16 protein-coding genes are annotated in these 18576 nt (G+C 59.9%); 7 read left to right on the top strand and 9 right to left on the bottom strand.

Annotation, left to right across the window (positions count from 1 at the left end):
* The first annotated feature begins 4 nt into the window (after window positions 1–4).
* A complete protein-coding gene (locus tag ACOAP0_RS01360; RefSeq protein WP_498375916.1) occupies window positions 5–1795 on the top strand; it encodes a thiamine pyrophosphate-binding protein in 1791 nt (596 codons plus the stop codon).
* Window positions 1792–2193 (top strand): SMU1112c/YaeR family gloxylase I-like metalloprotein, encoded by a 402-nt coding sequence (gloA2, locus tag ACOAP0_RS01355; RefSeq protein WP_498375917.1) that lies wholly within the window; start codon window positions 1792–1794, stop codon window positions 2191–2193. Before ACOAP0_RS01360 ends, gloA2 begins: the two co-directional genes overlap by 4 nt.
* A gap of 62 nt (window positions 2194–2255) precedes the next feature.
* Here the strand turns inward: gloA2 and ACOAP0_RS01350 are convergent, their stop codons facing one another.
* The gene (locus ACOAP0_RS01350; RefSeq protein WP_481873198.1) at window positions 2256–2861 is read right to left on the bottom strand and encodes an SdiA-regulated/phytase-like domain-containing protein; all 606 of its coding nucleotides are present in this window, start codon (window positions 2859–2861) and stop codon (window positions 2256–2258) included.
* A 137-nt stretch (window positions 2862–2998) separates the two neighbouring features.
* Between ACOAP0_RS01350 and ACOAP0_RS01345 the strand changes: the two genes are divergently transcribed.
* Complete coding sequence (locus ACOAP0_RS01345) at window positions 2999–4579, top strand: winged helix-turn-helix domain-containing protein (protein ID WP_498375918.1); 1581 nt, start codon at window positions 2999–3001, stop codon at window positions 4577–4579.
* A gap of 60 nt (window positions 4580–4639) precedes the next feature.
* Window positions 4640–6781, top strand: a complete 2142-nt coding sequence (locus ACOAP0_RS01340) for an NAD(P)-binding protein (RefSeq protein WP_498391291.1) — start codon at window positions 4640–4642, stop codon at window positions 6779–6781.
* Between the two features lie 123 nt (window positions 6782–6904).
* Here the strand turns inward: ACOAP0_RS01340 and ACOAP0_RS01335 are convergent, their stop codons facing one another.
* From ACOAP0_RS01335 to ACOAP0_RS01310, 6 genes are all read right to left on the bottom strand, one after another.
* Complete coding sequence (locus ACOAP0_RS01335; RefSeq protein WP_498375920.1) at window positions 6905–8533, bottom strand: ABC transporter substrate-binding protein; 1629 nt, start codon at window positions 8531–8533, stop codon at window positions 6905–6907.
* 30 nt (window positions 8534–8563) lie between these two features.
* Window positions 8564–9565, bottom strand: a complete 1002-nt coding sequence (locus ACOAP0_RS01330) for a peptide ABC transporter ATP-binding protein (RefSeq protein ID WP_313866725.1) — start codon at window positions 9563–9565, stop codon at window positions 8564–8566.
* Window positions 9562–10539 carry an ABC transporter ATP-binding protein gene (locus ACOAP0_RS01325; RefSeq protein ID WP_498375922.1) on the bottom strand — a complete coding sequence of 326 codons (978 nt, stop codon included), beginning with the start codon at window positions 10537–10539 and terminating at the stop codon, window positions 9562–9564. Before ACOAP0_RS01325 ends, ACOAP0_RS01330 begins: the two co-directional genes overlap by 4 nt.
* Window positions 10540–10557: 18 nt before the next feature.
* Window positions 10558–11457 (bottom strand): ABC transporter permease subunit, encoded by a 900-nt coding sequence (locus ACOAP0_RS01320; protein WP_498375923.1) that lies wholly within the window; start codon window positions 11455–11457, stop codon window positions 10558–10560.
* Complete coding sequence (locus ACOAP0_RS01315; RefSeq protein WP_087494136.1) at window positions 11457–12467, bottom strand: ABC transporter permease subunit; 1011 nt, start codon at window positions 12465–12467, stop codon at window positions 11457–11459. The genes ACOAP0_RS01320 and ACOAP0_RS01315 overlap by 1 nt, the downstream gene beginning before the upstream one ends.
* 170 nt (window positions 12468–12637) lie before the next feature.
* On the bottom strand, window positions 12638–13081 hold the full coding sequence (locus ACOAP0_RS01310) for an SWIB/MDM2 domain-containing protein (RefSeq protein WP_087494135.1): 444 nt from the start codon (window positions 13079–13081) through the stop codon (window positions 12638–12640).
* Between the two features lie 177 nt (window positions 13082–13258).
* Between ACOAP0_RS01310 and rraA the strand changes: the two genes are divergently transcribed.
* Window positions 13259–13792 (top strand): ribonuclease E activity regulator RraA, encoded by a 534-nt coding sequence (rraA, locus tag ACOAP0_RS01305; RefSeq protein ID WP_498375924.1) that lies wholly within the window; start codon window positions 13259–13261, stop codon window positions 13790–13792.
* Here the strand turns inward: rraA and ACOAP0_RS01300 are convergent.
* The gene (locus ACOAP0_RS01300) at window positions 13784–14731 is read right to left on the bottom strand and encodes a DMT family transporter (RefSeq protein ID WP_498375925.1); all 948 of its coding nucleotides are present in this window, start codon (window positions 14729–14731) and stop codon (window positions 13784–13786) included. The two genes, rraA and ACOAP0_RS01300, sit on opposite strands and share 9 nt — an antisense overlap.
* A gap of 138 nt (window positions 14732–14869) precedes the next feature.
* Here ACOAP0_RS01300 and speB point away from each other — a divergent pair, with 138 nt between their 5' ends.
* Window positions 14870–15793, top strand: a complete 924-nt coding sequence (gene speB, locus ACOAP0_RS01295; protein WP_498391290.1) for an agmatinase — start codon at window positions 14870–14872, stop codon at window positions 15791–15793.
* An 11-nt stretch (window positions 15794–15804) separates the two neighbouring features.
* A complete protein-coding gene (locus ACOAP0_RS01290) occupies window positions 15805–17109 on the top strand; it encodes an NAD(P)/FAD-dependent oxidoreductase (RefSeq protein WP_498375927.1) in 1305 nt (434 codons plus the stop codon).
* Here ACOAP0_RS01290 and pdxR read toward each other — a convergent pair.
* Window positions 17093–18553, bottom strand: a complete 1461-nt coding sequence (pdxR, locus tag ACOAP0_RS01285) for a MocR-like pyridoxine biosynthesis transcription factor PdxR (RefSeq protein WP_498375928.1) — start codon at window positions 18551–18553, stop codon at window positions 17093–17095. The two genes, ACOAP0_RS01290 and pdxR, sit on opposite strands and share 17 nt — an antisense overlap.
* Window positions 18554–18576: the final 23 nt, after the last annotated feature.

The following is an 18576-nucleotide window of genomic DNA, read 5'->3' as shown; positions in this document are numbered from 1 at the left end:
GGGCATGCAGACACCTCCTTCCCTCCCTGATTTGCCTTCCCCTGAACTCGCCGGCCACCTTCTGGTGCAGTGCCTGATCGCCCAAGGCGTGACCCATGCATTCGGCGTGCCCGGCGAGAGCTATCTCGCGGTGCTGGATGGGTTTCACCGCTATGGCGAGCACATCCGCTTCATTGTGAACCGGCAGGAGGGCGGCGCTGCCTTCATGGCTGAGGCCCATGGTAAGCTCACCGGGCGCCCCGGTATTTGCTTTGTGACCCGGGGACCGGGTGCGACGAATGCCAGCATCGGCGTGCACACGGCGTTTCAAGATTCCACCCCCATGGTGCTGTTTGTGGGCGATGTGGCCAGCGACCAGCGCGACCGCGAAGCCTTTCAGGAGATGGACTACCGCGTCATGTTCGGCCCCAGTGCTCTGGGCATGGCCAAGCGCGTGGAGCGGATAGACGATGCCGCGCGCATCCCTGAATACGTGGCCCGCGCATTTGCCACCGCCATGAATGGCCGCCCTGGCCCGGTGGTGCTGGTGTTGCCTGAGGACATGCTGACCCAGGCACTGGTGCCGGCGGCCAATGGAAAACTGCTACAGCCGCTGGCCCGCGTGGAGCCGGTAGAGGCTTGGAGTGACCCCGGCGCCTTGCGGGATCTGCGCCAGCTGCTCCTGAAAGCAGAGCGTCCCTTTGTTATCGCTGGTGGTGGCGGCTGGACGCCACGAGCCGCCCAGGCCCTGCAACGCTTTGCTGAAAACTGGCGCCTGCCGGTGGGCAATGCATTCCGATTCCAGGACACGTTTGACAACCATCATCCGCAGTACGCGGGCGATGTAGGCATAGGTATCAATCCCGCACTGGCCAAGCGTGTGCGAGAGAGTGACCTGATCATTGCCATCGGCCCGCGCTTGGGCGAGATGACGACCGGCGGCTACACGCTTCTGCAAGCGCCCAAGACGGCGCAAACGCTGGTGCACATCCACGCCAGCGCCGAGGAGCTCAATCGCGTGTACCAGGCCGACCTGGCCATCCATGCCAGCATGCGCGCCGCCGCCCGTTCGCTGGAGGTACTGACCGCTCCGGTGAATGTGCCGTGGGAAGCTTGGACGCAAGGCTGCAACGCTGACTATCAGGCCAATCTGGTGCCCAGCGTGATCAAAGACTTGCCCGCTGACAACGAGCGCGGTCTGGTGGATATGCCCTCGGTGATCGCGACCTTGCAAAAGCACTTGCCGGCAGATGCTGTGCTGACCAATGGCGCCGGCAACTTTGCCAGCTGGCTGCACCGCTTTTATCGCTACACCGGCCTTGCTGCGGGCTTCAAGACGCAACTGGCACCGACCAACGGCGCCATGGGCTATGGCGTGCCGGCGGGCATTGCCGCTGCCATCGTCAGCCAAGGTGCCGCAGGTCAAGCCGGCGCGGGCCGAGTGGCGTTCACCATTGCGGGTGATGGCGACTTTTTGATGAACGGGCAGGAGTTGGCCACAGCGGTGCAGTACGGCGCCAAGAGCATCATTCTGCTGCTTAACAATGGCATGTACGGCACCATCCGCATGCACCAAGAGCGCGAATACCCGCAACATGTGGCAGGCACGGCACTCGCCAACCCCGACTTTGCCGCATTGGCCCGTGCCTACGGCTATGCAGGTGTGACTATCCGAAAGAGCGCTGACTTCGAGGCCGAGTTGCTGGCGGCGCTTGCGCGGCCCAACGGCACAGTAATAGAGGTGGTGCTGGAGCCCGAGCTCATCAGCACCCGCGGCACCCTGAACGCCATGACCCAAGCTGCCCTCAAGCGATGAACCCGGCTGCCCTGGAGCTACGGGCAGTCCATCACGTGGCCATCATCGCCTCGGACTATGCGCGCTCCAAACATTTCTATGTGGAGTTGTTAGGCCTGAAAGTGCTAGCAGAAAACTACCGTGCCGCGCGGGACTCCTGGAAGCTGGACCTGGCGTTGCCAGACGGCACGCAACTGGAGTTGTTTTCTTTTCCACAGCCACCAGCACGGCCCTCCCGCCCGGAAGCCTGTGGCTTGCGACACCTGTGTTTCGCTGTGGCCGATGTGGAGCAAGCCAAGGTTGCGCTCGAAGCAAAGGGGGTAGCTGTGGAGCCTGTCCGGGTGGATGAGTACACCGGCAAGACTTTCACGTTCTTTGCCGATCCGGACGGCCTGCCCCTGGAGCTGTATCAGGCTTGAGGGTACTTTCTGCTACAAAATCAGGAGCTGCTGGCGCACATCTGACGAGCGCCAGCGCACTTTCAGGCTGCTTGAGCCGTACGAAACATGCGCACGCCCTGCGCCGGGGCGGGTTGCACAGGCGTTGCCTTTTTGGCACCCAGAGGCGGAAGCAGGATGAAAGGGCCCGGGCCGTTCTCAGTCCATTGGGAGCATGCCATGACGTAACTGGAGCCGTGTTCGGCGGTTTCGGTATCCACGATCAGGGCAATGCGCATGCCGCTGAAATCGTTCTGGGTGTACAAACGGCGTACACCCACTGCGCCAGCAATCACTGGCAATTGGACAGGTTTGGCGGGTGTCCAGCGGTGGCTGAGTCCGTCTGCCATGTCCAATGCGGTCAACGGGGTCTCCGTGCGGTACTGAAGGTGCAAGCCCTTGGCTGCGATGACGACCAAGGCACCTGCTGCATTGCGGCCGACCGTGACGAAATCGGCAGGCATACCGAGGTTTTCCAGGCGCTGGCCGGAGGCGTCAAAGCGACTGTCGCCGCTGTCTGCGATGAAGCTCCAGACATTTCCGTCAGGGCCGACACTGATGGCTTCTTCCTGGCCTTGCGCATTGCGCAGGACGGTGGTTTGTTTCCAAAGGCTGGTGTTGGTGTCGGCGGGGTGGAGGGGGTTAGGCATGATGTATGGTTTTGTAACAACGACTGGGACTGAGTTTGAAGACCTCCTCCCCAAAAGTCTTAAAGGACTCCTTAAAATTCCTGAATTCGCTGGCGCAACTCCTTGTCTGCCATCCTTAAAAACCAGAAAGCGCACCTTTGACCGTAAACACTATTTCCGCCGAATCAGACTCTGGAATCAGTGCGTTTGGTAATTTCGTTTTGCAAAGGCATGAGCGTCGCTTACTGTGCGATGGCCAGACGGTCATGGTGGGGGCCCGAGCCTTTGACGTGCTGTGTGTATTGGTCGATCACGCGGGCGAGCTGGTTACCAAGAAAAAGCTGTTTGATTTGGTGTGGCCCGGTCTGGTGGTCGAGGAAAACAACCTGCAGGTGCACGTATCCAGTTTGCGCCGCATCCTGGGTGCCGATGCCATCGCCACGGTCCCGGGGCGTGGCTATCGCTTTACCCTGCGCCTCGCTGCTGTTCCATCCGCTGTGGAGACAGCCCAGGCTTCCAAGGGCAAAGGACGCGCGTCCGACCAGCAGGCCTACCGGCGCACCATTGCTGTGTTGCCTTTTGTGAATCTGAATGCAGACCCGGAGCAGGAGTACTTCTCGGACGGTCTGGCTGAAGACATCATTAGTCACCTGACCAAATCCCCATGGTTGTTGGTTGTGTCCCGGAACTCGTCATTTGCCTACCGGAACACCAAAGAGAGCAACCAGGCGGTTGGGTCGGCGCTCAGGGCCCGCTATCTGGTGCTGGGTAGCGTGCGGCGTGCCGGAACCATGCTGCGCATGACGGCGGAGCTGGTCGACACATCCACAGGTGAGACCCTCTGGGCTGACCGCTTTGATCGACCCTTGAGTGACATGTTTGCGGTGCAGGCAGAGATATCCGGTCAGATCGTGAGTGCGATAGAGCCGGTTTACCTGCACAGTGAGGAGCGGGTTGCCAGTGAAGTGCCGAATCAGAATATGGAGCACTGGGATCTGCTCATGCGGGCGCGTTGGCATTTCTGGCGCACCACGCCCGAGCATGTGATGCAAGCGCAGTCACTGTTGACTCGCGCCTTGGAGATCAAACCCGGCGACTCGGCCAGTTTGTCCCTGATGTCTTTCACCCATATGGCCAAGCTGTGGGGCGCATGGGCGGAAGACCCACGGGCCGCTGTCGCCGAAGCCAACCGGTTGGCCCTGGTGGCCGTGCGCAATGATGAGCGTGATGCCTTTGCCCACTTCACCCTGGGCACGGCGTTGTCCTGTGCCGGACAGATGCAAGCGGCCATTGCAGAGCTGGAGTGCGCCCTCGGCCTGTACCCCCAGGCTGCGGCTGCGGCCGGAGAGCTGGGGCGCTTGCTGGTGTTTTCGGGCCGCACGGAAGAAGCGGAAGAGTTCATCCTGCAGGCGGTGGACGCCAGTCCGCATGACCCGCACCTGAGTCTCTGGATCCGTAGCCGTGCGATCGGTTGTTTCATTGACGGTCGCCATGCGGATGCTGTTCGTTATGCCCGTGAGGCAACTGCCAAGCGGGCGGACTGGTACTTCAATCACCTGTTGCTCGCGGCGTGCCTGTCGGCGGCCGGCGACATGGAGGCGGCACAAGCCAGCTTGCAACAAGCCATGAGCGGTCGGGGCTACAACATGCAGGCCATCATGTTCGGCCATCCGTTCGTCCATGAGCAGCATCGCAACAAGTTTTTGGACGTTCTCAAAGCGGCTGGCTGGCAGGCATAAACTTCGCGGTCGGTGGCCGCGCGGTGCGGTCACACTTACCTTGAAAGTCTGTCATGTCCGATGTGCTTGAACTCCGGGGCGGTGCGCCGGTCACCCGCAAAAAGGTTGCCATTCTGGGGGGGCGGTATTTCCGCTCTCACCACCGCATTCGAGTTGAGCAGCCAGCCGGACTGGCGGCAATCCATGGACATCACCATCTACCAGATGGGTTGGCGTCTGGGTGGCAAGTGCGCCACGGCACGTGGCGAGCACATGCGCATTGAGGAGCATGGCATTCATGGCTTTCTCGGTAGCTACTACAACGCACTGCCGATCATGCGTCAGTGCTACGAGGCACTGGGCCGCCAGCCCGGTCAGCCGCTGGCCACGTTTGAGGAGGCCTTCAAGCCCGAGAGCTTTGTGCTCATGTGGGAATACATCGATGGCAAGATGTCACGCTGGCCATTTACTTCCCCCCGCAATGACTTGATTCCCGGCGATCTGGAGTCACTAGCCAAGCTGCAAAAAGTGGAGCATTGGGTGGCGGCGACAGCTGATGTGCTGGACGCCTTGCTGGATCACCATGCAAGCAGCCACGACGAACTCAGCCTCGTGCAGACAGCAGAGTGGGCTTTGGGCCGTGGATTGGTGAAAGCCGTGGTGGCAGTGCTGCAGGCTGAGTCCGTGGTGCTGCATGGTGTGGACTCTGTGCTGTGGAAGGCGTTGGACGCCGCTTGGGATTGGGTGCGCAACGCAGCTGAGCGATTGGTGGAAGGCAACACCGAATTGCGGCGCCTGCTGATCGTTGCCGAGTTTCTGCTGGCCATTCTGCGTGGTTGCATCAAGGACGAAGTGGCCACGAAAGGATTTGACCAGCTGGACGACGAGAACTTCAGCGACTGGCTGATCCGGCATGGTGCATCGGTCATGGTGGCTTCCAGCCCGATGGCGTTGAACACGGTCAACCTGTCTTACCAATACCCCAAAGGCGACACGGCACGCACCGCCCTGATGGGGGCCGGCTGCTATCTGCACTGGACCCTGCGCAGCTTTGCCTATGCGGGGGCATTCGCCTGGTTGTTTGAAGCGGGTACGGGGGAAACCGTGATTGCGCCTTTATTCGAAGTGCTGAAAAAGCGTGGCGTGAAGTTCGAGTTCTTCCACAAGGTGGAGAGCCTGCACCTCAACGCAGAGGGCACTGCAGTGGAGTCGGTACGCTTCGGTGTGCAGGCCAAGCTCAAGAACCCTGCACGCGGCTATGACCCCCTCATCGACGTCAAGGGGCTGCCGGCCTGGCCCGGTCAACCCAAGTTTGATCAATTGGTGGAAGGTGATGCATTGCGCGAGGGCAAGGTCGATCTGGAGTCCTACTGGAATGGCTGGAAGCCAGTGGCGCAACGCGAGCTCCGGGCAGGGCGCGATTTCGACCATCTGGTGTTCGCCATCTCCATCGGTGCCGTACCGTACTTGTGCAAAGAGCTGTTGGAGGCGAATCCGGCTTGGAAGCACATGGTGGAGAAGGTCACAACCGTCCAGACCCAGACCATGCAACTTTGGATGAATCGCAGCACCACCGACATGGGTTGGGATATTGAGTTCAAGAACCCGACAGATACCGTGATCGGTGCCACTTATCTGAACCCCTTGGATGGGCAGGTGGACTTTACCCACCTGCTGAAGTGGGAGGATTGGCCGGCCGATTCGGCACCCCAATCTCTGTGGTACTTCAGCGGGGCAATGGCCGAGTACGAAGCGCCACCGCCCTTTGAGGACACGGCTTACCCGGCCCGTGCCTATGCGCGTGTGCAAGCCCAGTGTGTGCAGTATTTGCAGGCCAGCATGGGGCCTTTGCTGCCCAAGGCAACCACCAATGTCATCAGCCCACCCGGCGACCCCATGGGCCTGGATTTCAGCTTGCTGCGCACCGACCCCGCCCGGCCCGCCGAGGGCGTGCAGCGCTTCAACCAGCAGTTCTGGCGCGCCAATATCGATCCCACCGAGAGCTACGTGACCTCGCCCCCCGGCAGCACTGCCGCGCGCCTGAAGGCTTGGGGCACCGGTTTTGCGAACCTGTCGATTGCAGGGGATTGGATCTATACAGGGCTGAACGTTGGCAGTGTCGAGGGTGCGGTCATGGGCGGGCGGCTGGCGTCGTTCGCGGTCAGCGGCTATCCGGCCTTGACGGATATTGTGGGCTTCCCCGTCTCCCAAGGGCCTGTTTGACGGAGTTTGTGTTGCTCTGATATTGATAGCTGCTCGCGCATATTTGACGGGCGCTATCATTTGATTTGACATAAAAAAAGGGCCGGTGGATTCCGGCCCTTTTTGATGGCTGCAACTGCAGTCTTACTTCATGTCCACGCCGTAGAAGGTGTGGCGACCGAAGGGGCTCAGCTTGAAGTCCACCACTTCTTTGCGCACGGGCTTCAACTGCACTGCGTGGGCAATGGTGAACCAGGGAGCCTGTTCTTTGAAGATCACCTGGGCTTTTTCGTACAACTTGGTACGCTCTGCAGGGTTGGACACGACCTTGGCCTTCTGCACCAGGTCTTCAAACGGCTGGTAGCAGAACTTGGCCACGTTGGAGCCGTTTTGCTTGGCCGAGCTGCAACCCAACAAGGTGTTCAGGAAGTTGTCCGGGTCTCCGTTGTCACCGGTCCAACCCAGCATGCCCATCTGGTGTTCACCGGCTTGCATGCGCTTGCGGTACTCACCCCACTCGAAGCTCTTGATCTCGGCGGTCACACCTACCTTGGCCAGGTCGGCTTGCATCAACTCTGCAATGCGTTTGGCATTGGGGTTGTAGGGACGCTGCACGGGCATGGCCCACAGGTCGGTGGTGAAGCCGTTGGGGTAGCCGGCGGCTGCCAACAATTTCTTGGCCTGCTCAGGGTTGTACAGGTCGTCTTTCAGAGCCTTGTTGTAAGACCACTGGCCCGGAGGAATCGGGTTCACAGCGGCAACACCGGTGCTCAGGTACACGGCGGACACGATGGCTTTCTTGTCGATAGCCATGTTCAGCGCCTTGCGCACGCGCACGTCGTCAAAAGGCTTCTTGGTGGTGTTGTAGGCGAGGTATCCGATATTCAGGCCGGGCTGTTCCATCACGGTGACGTTGGGGTCCTTGCGGATAGCGTCGAGGTCAGCAGGGTTGGGGTAGGGCATGACATGGCACTCACCCTTTTGCAGCTTGGCCCAGCGCACGGAGGCGTCCGGGGTGATGGAGAAGATCAGGTCATCGATCTTGGCTTTGCCGGCCCAGTACTGGGGGTTGGCCTTGAAGCGGATGATGGAATCCTTCTGGTACTGCACCACCTGGTAGGGACCTGTGCCCAGCGGGTCCTGGTCGATCTTCTCGGGGCTGCCGGCTTTCAGCATGGCAATCGCGTATTCCTTGGACTGGATACCGGCGAATTGCATGGCCAGGTTGGCCAGGAAAGGTGCTTCAGGTTGATTCAGGGTGATCTTGACGGTGTACTCGTCTACCTTGTCCACGGACTTGAGCAGCTTGGGCATGCCCATGTCGCCGAAGTAAGCATGGTTGGGGCTGGTGACACGGAAGTACGGGTCGTTTTCTTTCCACTGGCGCTCGAACATGAACAACACGTCATCCGCGTTGAAATCGCGGCTTGGCTTGAAGTTTTTGTTGGACTGGAACTTCACGCCCTTGCGCAGCTTGAAGGTGTACTCCAGGCCGTCTTTGGAAATGGTCCAGCTCTCCGCCAGAGAGGGTTCAACCTTGGTGCCGCCACGCTCGAAGTGCACCAGGTTGTCGTAAATCTGTTCAGTCACGTCGAAGGACGTGCCGGTAGTGTTCACACCGGGGTAGAAGTTCTCAGGGCTGCCTTCCGAGCAGTACACCAGGGTCTTGGCGGCTACCGGCGAAAGTGCCAGAGCAGCGGGCAGGGCCAGAGCACACAACAATGCACTTTTGGTGCGTCGTGCAGCCGTGGCTTTCTTCAGGGTCAGGGTCATTGGAGATACTCCTCTGGGGGTTGATGCTGCCTATGCAGCGGGTTGGCTAAATGCAGAAGCTTCATGACAAGCAACTTGCCTGCCAGCCAAGGGCTGCAGGACAGGTCGCTCGGCGTGACAACGCTCGGTAGCGTGGGGGCAGCGCGTGGAAAACACGCAGCCCTTGGGCGGATTCAGTGGGGAGGGCAGCTCGCCCTTCAGTACGATGCGCTGGCTCTTGCCACCGGGTGCGTGCATGCCCGGTGTGGAGGCCATGAGTGCGCGCGTGTAAGGATGCAAGGGTTGCTCAAAAATGGTGGTCTTGTCGCCTTGCTCCACCACTTGCCCGAGGTACATCACCATCACGTCGTGGGCGATATGGCGGACCACACCCAGGTCGTGCGAGATGAAGAGATAGGCCAGGCCCAGCTCCTCCTGCAGGTCTGCCAGAAGGTTCAGCACCTGGGCCTGAATGGACACATCCAGGGCAGACACGGGTTCATCTGCCACCACCAGGGCCGGGTCCAGCATCAAGGCGCGGGCAATCGCTATACGCTGACGCTGCCCGCCGGAAAACATGTGCGGATAGCGGTCGTAGTGCTCGGGGCGCAAGCCCACTTTGGCCAGCATGGCGCGGGCTTTTTCCTGCCGCTGGGCAGCATTCAGGTCCGTGTTGATTTCCAGTGGGGCTTCCAGTATCTGGCCGATCCGCTTGCGCGGGTTCAATGATCCGTAGGGATTTTGAAATACCAGCTGCACCTTTTTGCGCAAGGCCGCTTTGGCGCTGCTATCTGCGCTGGTGGCGTCCACGCCTCCGAGTTGCAAGGTGCCTTCGGTGGGCGATTCGATGAGGGAGACCATGCGGGCCAGGGTGGACTTGCCACACCCGGACTCTCCCACCACCGCCAGTGTCCGTCCGGGCATGACCTGGAATGACACGCCGGCCACCGCTTGCAGATGATCAGGCGCGCGCAGGAAGCCGCGACGGATGGTGTAGACCTGCCGCAGACCACGGGCTTCGACAACCGGTGTCAAGGTGTTAGGGGTGCTCATGCCACCACCTCCTGTGCGCCCAACGCAAAGTGGCAACGCACACTACCGCCGCTCCACGGGGTGAGTGCCGGGCGCTGGTCGCACGCACCTTGGCGCGCATGGCTGCAGCGCGGTGCGAACAGGCAACCTTCCGGACGGTCGTACAGACCCGGCACCATGCCGGGAATCGTGTTCAAGCGGCTCTGGTGCATGCTGCGTTCGGGCATGGCAGAGAGCAATGCCTCGGTATAGGGGTGGGCGGGTGCGGCAAACAGGGCGTCTGCCTGGCGTTGCTCCATGACCTGACCCGCGTACATCACAGCCACGCGTTGGGCCATGTCGGACACTACCCCCATGTTGTGGGTGATCAGCACCAAGGCCATGCCACGGTCTTTTTGCAGGCTCTTGAGCAGGTCCAGAATCTGCGCCTGAATGGTTACATCCAATGCCGTTGTGGGTTCATCGGCAATCAACAGCTTGGGGTTGCAGGCAATCGCCATGGCAATCATCACGCGCTGGCTCATGCCACCGGAGAGCTGGTGCGGGTACACCTTGAGACGGCTCTCGGGGGCCGGAATGCCGACTTGCTCCAGCAGCTCGATGGAGCGCTTGTGCGCGGCTTTTTTGTCCAGGCCCAGATGCAGTTTCAGGGTTTCAGCCAGCTGGAAGCCCACGGTGAAGCAGGGGTTCAGGCTGGTGGTGGGGTCCTGAAAAATCATGGACATGTCTTTGCCGGTGAAGCGACGGCGTTCGCGGTCGCTCAGGCCCAGGAGGTCATTCCCATCGAAGCGCAGCTTTTTGGCTTGTACGCGACCGGGAAAAGCCACCAAGCCCATGAGCGCCATCATGGTGACGCTTTTGCCGGAGCCGGACTCGCCGACCACACCCAGTACTTCACCGGCCTCGAGTGAGAGGCTCACGTCCTGCACCGCATGCATCACGCCGTTGTGCGACGGGAACTCTACGGAGAGGTTTTCAATTTCTAGCAATGCCATATTGTTTTTCTCTTGGGCTTAGCGTTTGAGTTTGGGGTCCAGCGCGTCGCGCAGGCCATCGCCCAACAGGTTGAACGCCAAAACCGTGATCAGAATCGCCAGGCCGGGGAAGGTCACCACCCACCAGGCGCGCAGCACGAACTCACGCGCATCGGCCAGCATGGTTCCCCACTCCGGTGAGGGAGGTTGTGCGCCCAGGCCCAGAAAGCCCAGTGCGGCGGCATCCAGAATGGCGGTGGAGATACCCAGAGACGCTTGCACGATGAGCGGTGCGGTGCAGTTGGGTAGCACCTCGCTGAACATCAGACGGATATGACCGGCACCTGTCATGCGGGCAGCAGTCACATAGTCGCGCGAGGTCTCGGCAATCACGGCTGCACGGGTAATGCGCACATAGTGTGGAAGCACCACAATCGCTACCGCCAACATGGCGTTCACCAGGCCCGGGCCGAGGATGGCCACAATCACGATAGCCAGCAGAAGACTGGGCAGCGTGAGGATGATGTCCATCATCCTCATGATGGCGATTTCCAGAATGCCTTTGAAATACCCTGCGACCAGTCCCAACACAGTGCCGACCACGACCGACAAGGTCACCACGGCAATGCCGATGACCAGTGAGAGACGTGCGCCGTGCATGAGACGCGACAGAATGTCGCGGCCGATGGCATCGGTTCCCAGCAAGTAGGCGCGAGAGCCGCCTTCCTGCCATGCGGGAGGCTTTAAAAATGCCGCATTGTTGGTGAGGTCGGGCGGGTAAGGTGCAATCCAGGGCGCAAATAAGGCCATGAGTAGAACCAAGACCACAATTGCCAAGCCGGCCAGAGCGCCCTTGTTGCCTTTGAAATAGCGCCAGAATTCCTGGAAGGGATGCGTCGGTTGTGACGCCACCGCAGCGTTCATCGTGGAAGTGCTCATTATTTCTGGTGGCGGATGCGTGGGTTGATGATGCCGTAGGTGATATCCACCAACAGGTTGACCGTCATGACCATGAGGCCCAGCAGCAGCATGCCGCCTTGCAGGACCGGGTAGTCACGCCGGCTGATGGCTTCGATCAGCCATTTCCCCACACCCGGCCACGAGAAGATGGTTTCGGTCAGGATGGCCCCGGTGAACAACACGCCCACCTGAAGTCCGATCACCGTAATCACGGGAATCATGGCATTGCGCAGCGCATGGACTGCGACCACCCGCAGCCCGGTCAGGCCTTTGGCTCTTGCGGTGCGGATGTAGTCTTCCCCCATCACCTCCAGCATGGCCGAGCGTGTCATGCGCGCGATCACAGCCAGCGGGTTGGTGCCCAAAACGATGGTGGGCAATATCAGGTGAGAGGCTGCGGACCAGAAGGCGGCAGTCTCGCCTGCCAACAAGGTATCAATGAGCAGGAAGCCGGTGACCGGTTCAATGAAGTGCTGCACCGCGATCCGGCCGGACACCGGCGTCAGATCCAGCTGCACGGAAAACAGAAGAATCAGCAGCAAGCCCCACCAGAAAATCGGCATGGAGTAGCCGGTGAGCGATACGCCCATCACGCCATGGTCCAGGAACGAATTGCGCTTAACAGCCGCAATGATGCCGGCGGGTATGCCGATCAACAAGGCAAAAATGATTGCGCACACTGCCAACTCGATGGTGGCAGGGAACAGGGTGGCGAATTCACTCAGGACGGGTTCCTGGGTGATGATCGATTTGCCCAAGTCGCCTTTGAGTACTTTGGCAATGTAGATGCCGTACTGCACCATGACAGGCTGGTCCAGACCGTACTCCTTGAGGAGCACTGCATGGCGTGCCGCGTCAATGCCGCGTTCGCCGGCCAGGGTTTCGATGGGATCACCGGGGACCAACCGGATCAGGAAGAATGCGAGCAATGTCATGCCGAAGAATGTCGGAATGATCAGGCTCAGTCGTGTGAAGATGAATCGCAGCATGAGGGGGTGGATTCTAGGCACGCAGTAGGGCGCAGATTCGTTATCTGCACCAATAACGACTAGCGACTTTCCCTTATGAGGATTGGCACCAGTCACCCATGTGACAAATGGATAGAAACAAAAAAAGGCCGGGTCACTCCGGCCTCTTTTGGGATGTGCGCTTGCGCGTCTTACTTCAGGTGCTTGCCGATCAAGCCAGCCAACTCAAACATGGTCACTTGGGCCTTGCCGAAGATTTCCTTGAGCTTGGCATCAGCGTTGATGTTGCGCTTGTTGACTGCGTCTTGCAGGCCATTCTTCTTGATGTAAGCCCACAGCTTGCTGACGACTTCAGTACGTGGCAGAGCAGCTGCACCCACCACAGCAGCCAATGCGGCGCTAGGTGTCAAAGCCTTCATGAATGCAGCGTTCACGGTGCGCTTCTTGGCAGGAGCCTTCTTCGCAGCTACTTTCTTCGCAGGGGCTGCAGCTTTCTTGGCTGGAGCCGCGGCCTTCTTGGCGGGGGCTGCCTTAGCGGCTACTTTCTTTGCGGGAGCTGCAGCTTTGGTAGCGGGAGCAGCCTTCTTTGCTGGAGCAGCGGCTTTCTTTGCCGGTGCTTTTTTCGCAGTTGCCATGATTGATTGTCCTTTTAGAAGTTGATTTACCGCCAGCAAAAAACAGCTTCTTCACTGGTAGCGCACATGCTAATGGCAAAAAAGCGTGAATCCAAGGGCGCTACGTCAATTTTCCTAGGGGAATGTTGTTTTTTTCATTGGAGAATTGCCTGAAACCACACACCAAGGAGTCCCCACGTGTCTACCCCGGCCCATGCACCATTTTCGACCTGTGATTTTTGCGATGTTCACAAGAACGATCAGAGTGGCGATTTCCGTGTCCTTCCGCCCGTATTCAAGGACTTCGGCGGATTGAAAACCTTCATGGGGCCGGTCTATACGGTTCAATGTTTTGAAGACAACACCTTCGTCAAGCAGGCGGTGGACTCGCAGGGCTGGATCGATACGCCCATCGGCCGGGTTGCGCAGGTTCTGGTCGTGGACGGTGGTGCTTCTCTGCGCCGCGCCTTATTGGGTGGCAATCTGGCCGCAGCGGCAGCCCGCAATGGTTGGGCCGGTGTGTTGATTGACGGTTGTGTACGGGATCTGGCTGAGCTGGAGCAACAACAGGTGGGTATCCTTGCGCTGGCCCCCATGCCATTGCCCACAGAAAAACGTCAGCAGGGATTGGTGCAGCTGCCTGTGCGCATTCAGGGCGTGTGGGTGCGCCCCGGTGAGTGGCTCTATGCGGACCGCGACGGAGTGGTGGTCAGCAGCAAGCCATTAATGTGAGCCTGTGCTGTCCTTGCCAGGCAGGGTAGCCAGCACCACGCTGAGCAGCGCTATGCCGAAAGCAAGAAGCTGCAAGCCGCCTAGTGGCTCGCCCAAGACCACCACGCCGACAACGGCGGCAGAGATCGGCAACATTACGGTGAAAACACCTGCCCGGGATGCGGGTACGTTTTTGAGTCCGCTCATCCACAGCCATACTGTCCACACGCTGGCGGCCAACGCGTAAAACACCAGCAATAGCCACGACCCCGGCGATACAGCAGCGAAGTTGAACGACCACGCCATGTAGAGGCCGAAGGGGGTCATCAGCGCAAAGCCCCACAAGTTGATCAAGGCGGTAATCCGTCGGGGGCTGAGGGCGCCCGTCAGCTTCTTGGCGATCACGGCATACGCAGCTTCACACAACACGGCAGCAAAGACCAGCGCGTTCCCGAGCAAAGGGTTATGCAAGGTTGAATTGGCCTCTGGCGCCGATGGAGTATGCGCGTGCAGCTCATTTTTTGATAGCGCAAGCAAACCGATGCCCAACGCACTGCAGACAACTGCAGCCCAGGTGCGGGTGTTGATTTTTTCTTTCAGAAATACCCAGCTCATCAGCGCCACCACCGCCGGGATGGCCGCCATGATCACGCCTGCAGAGACTGCCGTGGTCATGCTGACACCGAAAAGCATGCAGATCGAGAAAAGGAAATTGCCGAAAAAAGATTCCAGAAAGAGATATTTCCGGGTGGCGGGTGACATGGGCAACTCATCTGCCGGGCGCTTGAGCCAATGCAAGGTGGCCAAGCCTCCGATGCCGAACCGCAACCACGCCAACAAAAATACCGGCAGCACCAGCACCAAGGGCTTGGACAGTGCTACATAGCTACCCACCAGAGCCATGCTCATGGCCAGAAGGGCGTAGGAAAACAAGCGGGGGCGGGCGTTGTTGGAATGCATGGGGCGTTATATCGCGCGGCGGATGCCGCAAAGTGCGGGAGCCTACACCAATCAGCGCGCGCGAAGTGGCACCAGTCCGCAAGAGGCGATCAGTTAACTTCGTTCTTCAATCAAATAACTCTTTCTTGGATAACGACCATGGGTATCGGCCAATTCGCTTACGCCAGCAACAGCAACCGTTTTCTCGCCAGTCAGGCGCTCGCCGGACAGGCCTATGCCCTGGCGGGCATTCCATTTGACGGTGCGGTTACCAACCGGCCGGGCGCCCGCTTCGGTCCCCAGGAGATCCGTCGCGCGTCCTTAATGCTGTGTGACGGACTGCATCCCGTGTTTGAAGTGTCTCCATTGGCTCACCTGGGTGACGCCGGTGATATGGCGTTGCCGAACGCCTCTCCACTGACGGTGGTGCGTGAGGCTATCGAGACACAAGCGGCGCTATTGATGGACAAGCACCATTGCGTTTTTCTGGGGGGCGACCATTCGGTGACATTGCCTTTGCTGCGTGCCCTCAAGCGCCGGCATGGCCAGGTGGCATTGATTCATTTTGATGCACATTGCGACACATGGGAAGACCATTTTGGTGAACCCTCGGGCCACGGCACCTGGACGTATGAGGCCATTCAGGAAGGACTGGTCGTTCCTGAGAAAACAGTTCAAATCGGACTGCGTTCCAGCGGTGAGCGTGCTGCCCGCGAATATGTGAAAGATCAAGGCGGTCTGATATTCACTGCACGAGATTTGCGTGGGCGAGATGGTGCTGGGTTAGCGGGTGTGATCACCCAGATTCGGGAGCGCTTGGGTGATACCCCTTGTTATCTGACTCTGGATATCGATTGCCTGGACCCTGCCTTTGCGCCCGGGACCGGCACTCCAGAGCCGGGCGGAATGACCAGTTCCCAAGTTTTGACTCTGCTCGAAGAACTGGCCCCACTGCATTTCGTCGGGATGGACTGTGTGGAGGTTGCACCCGCCTATGACCACGCCGAACTCACCAGTAACGCAGCTGCCACTTTCGTCTGGACCTATTTGAGCGGTCAAATCGCCAAAGCTTCCAAGGCGTAAGGCCGCGCACCATGTCCTTGCTCCAGTCCGACACCCAGCTCAACCGCCATAGCTACTACGAGGCCAGTGTGCAGCGTCCGCAGCCCTGTGCGCCCTTGCAGGGAGACGTGACCGTAGATGTGGTCGTGGTCGGGGGCGGTTTTGCGGGCTTGTGTGCTGCCTTGGACTTGCGGGCTGCGGGCTACACGGTGGCGCTGCTGGAGGCCGACCGCATTTGCAGTGGCGCTTCGGGTCGCAATGGTGGACAGTTCATCGTCGGGCTGGCCAGCGGACAGGGGCCCTACGAGGAGCAGGCCGGTGCATCGGCGGCGAGGCAGGTCTGGGACATGTCGCTGGAGGCGGTTGCATTGTTGCAAGAGCGCGTGGCCCAGCATGGCATTGAATGCGACTTGGTCAAAGGCTACCTGACGGTGGCCGACAGCCCGCGCAAAGCGAAAGCCCTGCGTGAAGACGCGGAGACGCTGGAGCGCGACTACGGATTCGCGACCGAGTGGCTGACCGGCGATGCACTTGAGCAGCACATTCGCAGCCCACGATACTGCGCAGCAACGTGGGAAGGGCAGTCAGGACATCTGCATCCCCTGAAATACGGTTTGGGCTTGGCACGTGCCGCTCTGGCCGCAGGCGTTCAGGTTTTTGAATACTCAGCAGTGACCGGGCTGCACAGAGGCCCCACGGTTCGGGCGTCGACTGCATGCGGTTCTGTAAGTGCCCAATTTGCGGTGCTAGCCGGTAACTGTGCCCTGCCGGAAATCGGCCCCGATCTGGCTCCGGAAATCAGTGCACGCATCATGCCCGTCGGCACTTACGTCATCGGCACAGAGCCCTTGGGGGAATCTGCCGCTCGGGCCTTGCTGCCGGGCAATGCCGCTGTTTGCGACAACAATTTTGCGGTCGACTATTTCCGTTTCAGTGCAGACCACCGCATGCTGTTCGGTGGTGGCGTTAGCTATTCCACAGCTACCCCCGCCAATCTCAAAGCAAAAATGGCCAAGCGAATGGCGGCTGCTTTTCCGGAGCTGAAAGACGTTGCGGTGGACCATGTGTGGGGCGGTTTCGTCGACATCAGCATGAGCAGAGCACCGGATTTCGGCCGGCTGGACTCCAACATCTATTACCTGCAGGGTTTCAGTGGCCATGGGGTCGCGCTCACGGGTTTGGCTGGCCGCTTGGTGGCACAAGCAATCGACGGTCAGGCAAAACGCCTGGATGTGTTTGCCCGCATCCAGCACCGTCGCTTCCCCGGCGGGCGTTTGCTGCGCATGCCCAGCTTGGTGCTGGGCATGGCGTATCACCAGCTCAAAGACCTTCTATAGCGTTGGAGACCAGCCGCGCCAATACTGGGCCCCAATGAGCGATGTCACCCAGTGTGGCGTAGCCGTAGCCGATGACCAGCCCCTTGGCGTCTTGGCGCTGCAGGCAATAAGCAGATAGCGGTCGCACCACCATCCCCGCCTGACCGATGCGCCGCGCCAGGGCTTCATCGTCCACTTCTGTAGGCAGTTGCAGGCAAAGATGCAGGCCTTGCTCCGCACCACTGATGCTTGCGCGGTTGCCCAATACCGGTTGCAACGCATCCAGCAGGCATTTGCGCCGCTGGGCGTAGCTCTGGCGGGCTTTGCGCAGTGCCGCGGCGAAGTGTCCCAGCTCGATGAACTCTGCCAGGGCCGCTTGCAAAGGGAGTTGTCCCGGCCGGTTCAGGTCATAGTGCGCTTGTTTGAATGCAGCAGCCAGACTCTTGGGTACGACGAGGTAGCCCAGCTTCAAGCCCGGATACAGCACCTTGGAAAATGACCCGAGGTACAAAACCCTGCTGTCGGTATCCAACCCTGCCAGCGATGACAGGGGAGGCCCGCTGAAACGGAATTCGCTGTCGTAGTCATCCTCCAGAATCCACGCGTTGTGCTGTTGCCCCAGCGCCAACAGCTGCTGACGCCTTGCCAGGGACATGACAGCACCCGTGGGATATTGGTGAGAAGGGGTTGTGTAAATCAGCCGCGGCGGGTGCTTTTCATCGACGGCAGAAGGCGCCATGCCCTGGGGGTCCACCGCCACAGCGTGGAGCTTCAAGCCTGCTGCCGTGAATGCCTTGACTGCGCCCCAGTACGCAGGGTCTTCCATCCAGACAGTATCGCCATAGTCTGCCAACATGTGCGCGCACAGGTCCAGCGATTGTTGGGTACCGTTGGTGATGATGACTTGTTCTACTTCCACTGGAACACTGCGTGAGACCCGCAGGTAATCCGCGACTGCACGGCGCAAGGGGGTGTGGCCCCCGCCATAGGAGTAGTCCAGCATGTCCGGGTAGGTCATGCGCCAGTGTTTGTTCTGGAGGCGCTGCCACAGGGAGACCGGGAAGGCGCTGAAATCCGCAACGCCGGGGGTGAACGGTTGGACCTCCAATTGCGCAGATGTGAACTGGGTGGATACAGCCACACCCCGGTTAGACAGTCCGGTGTGGGTGTGTGCACGTGCCGGTCGAAGTCGTGTGATGGGGCGCGTTTGGTCGTTGACGTAGGTGCCGCTGCCTACACGGCTGACCAGATAGCCCTCCGTCACCAACTGGTTGACGGCGGCCACCACCGTGTTCCGGGAGAGGTCCAGATCTTGGGTGAGTTCCCGGCTGGAAGGAAGCTTGTCGCCGGCATGGAGCTTGCCTTCGAGGATGGCGCGCCTCATGGCCTCGTAAAGCTGGCGGTGCAGCGGCATGCCTTTGTCGGCCAGCTGGTGCATTTCACTCAGGATAAGTTCTGACAGCAATTCGGTTTTGTCCGGTTAAAGTG

This window comes from Curvibacter sp. Hmag1.1 (assembly GCF_059769165.1).
Note: the sequence above shows the minus strand (reverse complement) of the source record. Positions and strands in the feature narration are given on the sequence as shown.

Excerpts from the sequence above, each read along its gene's own strand:
- ACOAP0_RS01300 (WP_498375925.1), bottom strand. The coding sequence starts at position 14,731 with ATGCATTCCAACAACGCCCGCCCCCGCTTGTTTTCCTACGCCCTTCTG.
- ACOAP0_RS01335 (WP_498375920.1), bottom strand. The coding sequence starts at position 8,533 with ATGACCCTGACCCTGAAGAAAGCCACGGCTGCACGACGCACCAAAAGT.
- ACOAP0_RS01310 (WP_087494135.1), bottom strand. The coding sequence starts at position 13,081 with ATGGCAACTGCGAAAAAAGCACCGGCAAAGAAAGCCGCTGCTCCAGCA.
- ACOAP0_RS01315 (WP_087494136.1), bottom strand. The coding sequence starts at position 12,467 with ATGCTGCGATTCATCTTCACACGACTGAGCCTGATCATTCCGACATTC.
- ACOAP0_RS01320 (WP_498375923.1), bottom strand. The coding sequence starts at position 11,457 with ATGAGCACTTCCACGATGAACGCTGCGGTGGCGTCACAACCGACGCAT.
- ACOAP0_RS01360 (WP_498375916.1), top strand. The coding sequence starts at position 5 with ATGCAGACACCTCCTTCCCTCCCTGATTTGCCTTCCCCTGAACTCGCC.
- ACOAP0_RS01340 (WP_498391291.1), top strand. The coding sequence starts at position 4,640 with ATGTGCTTGAACTCCGGGGCGGTGCGCCGGTCACCCGCAAAAAGGTTG.
- speB (WP_498391290.1), top strand. The coding sequence starts at position 14,870 with ATGGGTATCGGCCAATTCGCTTACGCCAGCAACAGCAACCGTTTTCTC.
- ACOAP0_RS01325 (WP_498375922.1), bottom strand. The coding sequence starts at position 10,539 with ATGGCATTGCTAGAAATTGAAAACCTCTCCGTAGAGTTCCCGTCGCAC.
- ACOAP0_RS01350 (WP_481873198.1), bottom strand. The coding sequence starts at position 2,861 with ATGCCTAACCCCCTCCACCCCGCCGACACCAACACCAGCCTTTGGAAA.
- ACOAP0_RS01290 (WP_498375927.1), top strand. The coding sequence starts at position 15,805 with ATGTCCTTGCTCCAGTCCGACACCCAGCTCAACCGCCATAGCTACTAC.
- ACOAP0_RS01330 (WP_313866725.1), bottom strand. The coding sequence starts at position 9,565 with ATGAGCACCCCTAACACCTTGACACCGGTTGTCGAAGCCCGTGGTCTG.
- gloA2 (WP_498375917.1), top strand. The coding sequence starts at position 1,792 with ATGAACCCGGCTGCCCTGGAGCTACGGGCAGTCCATCACGTGGCCATC.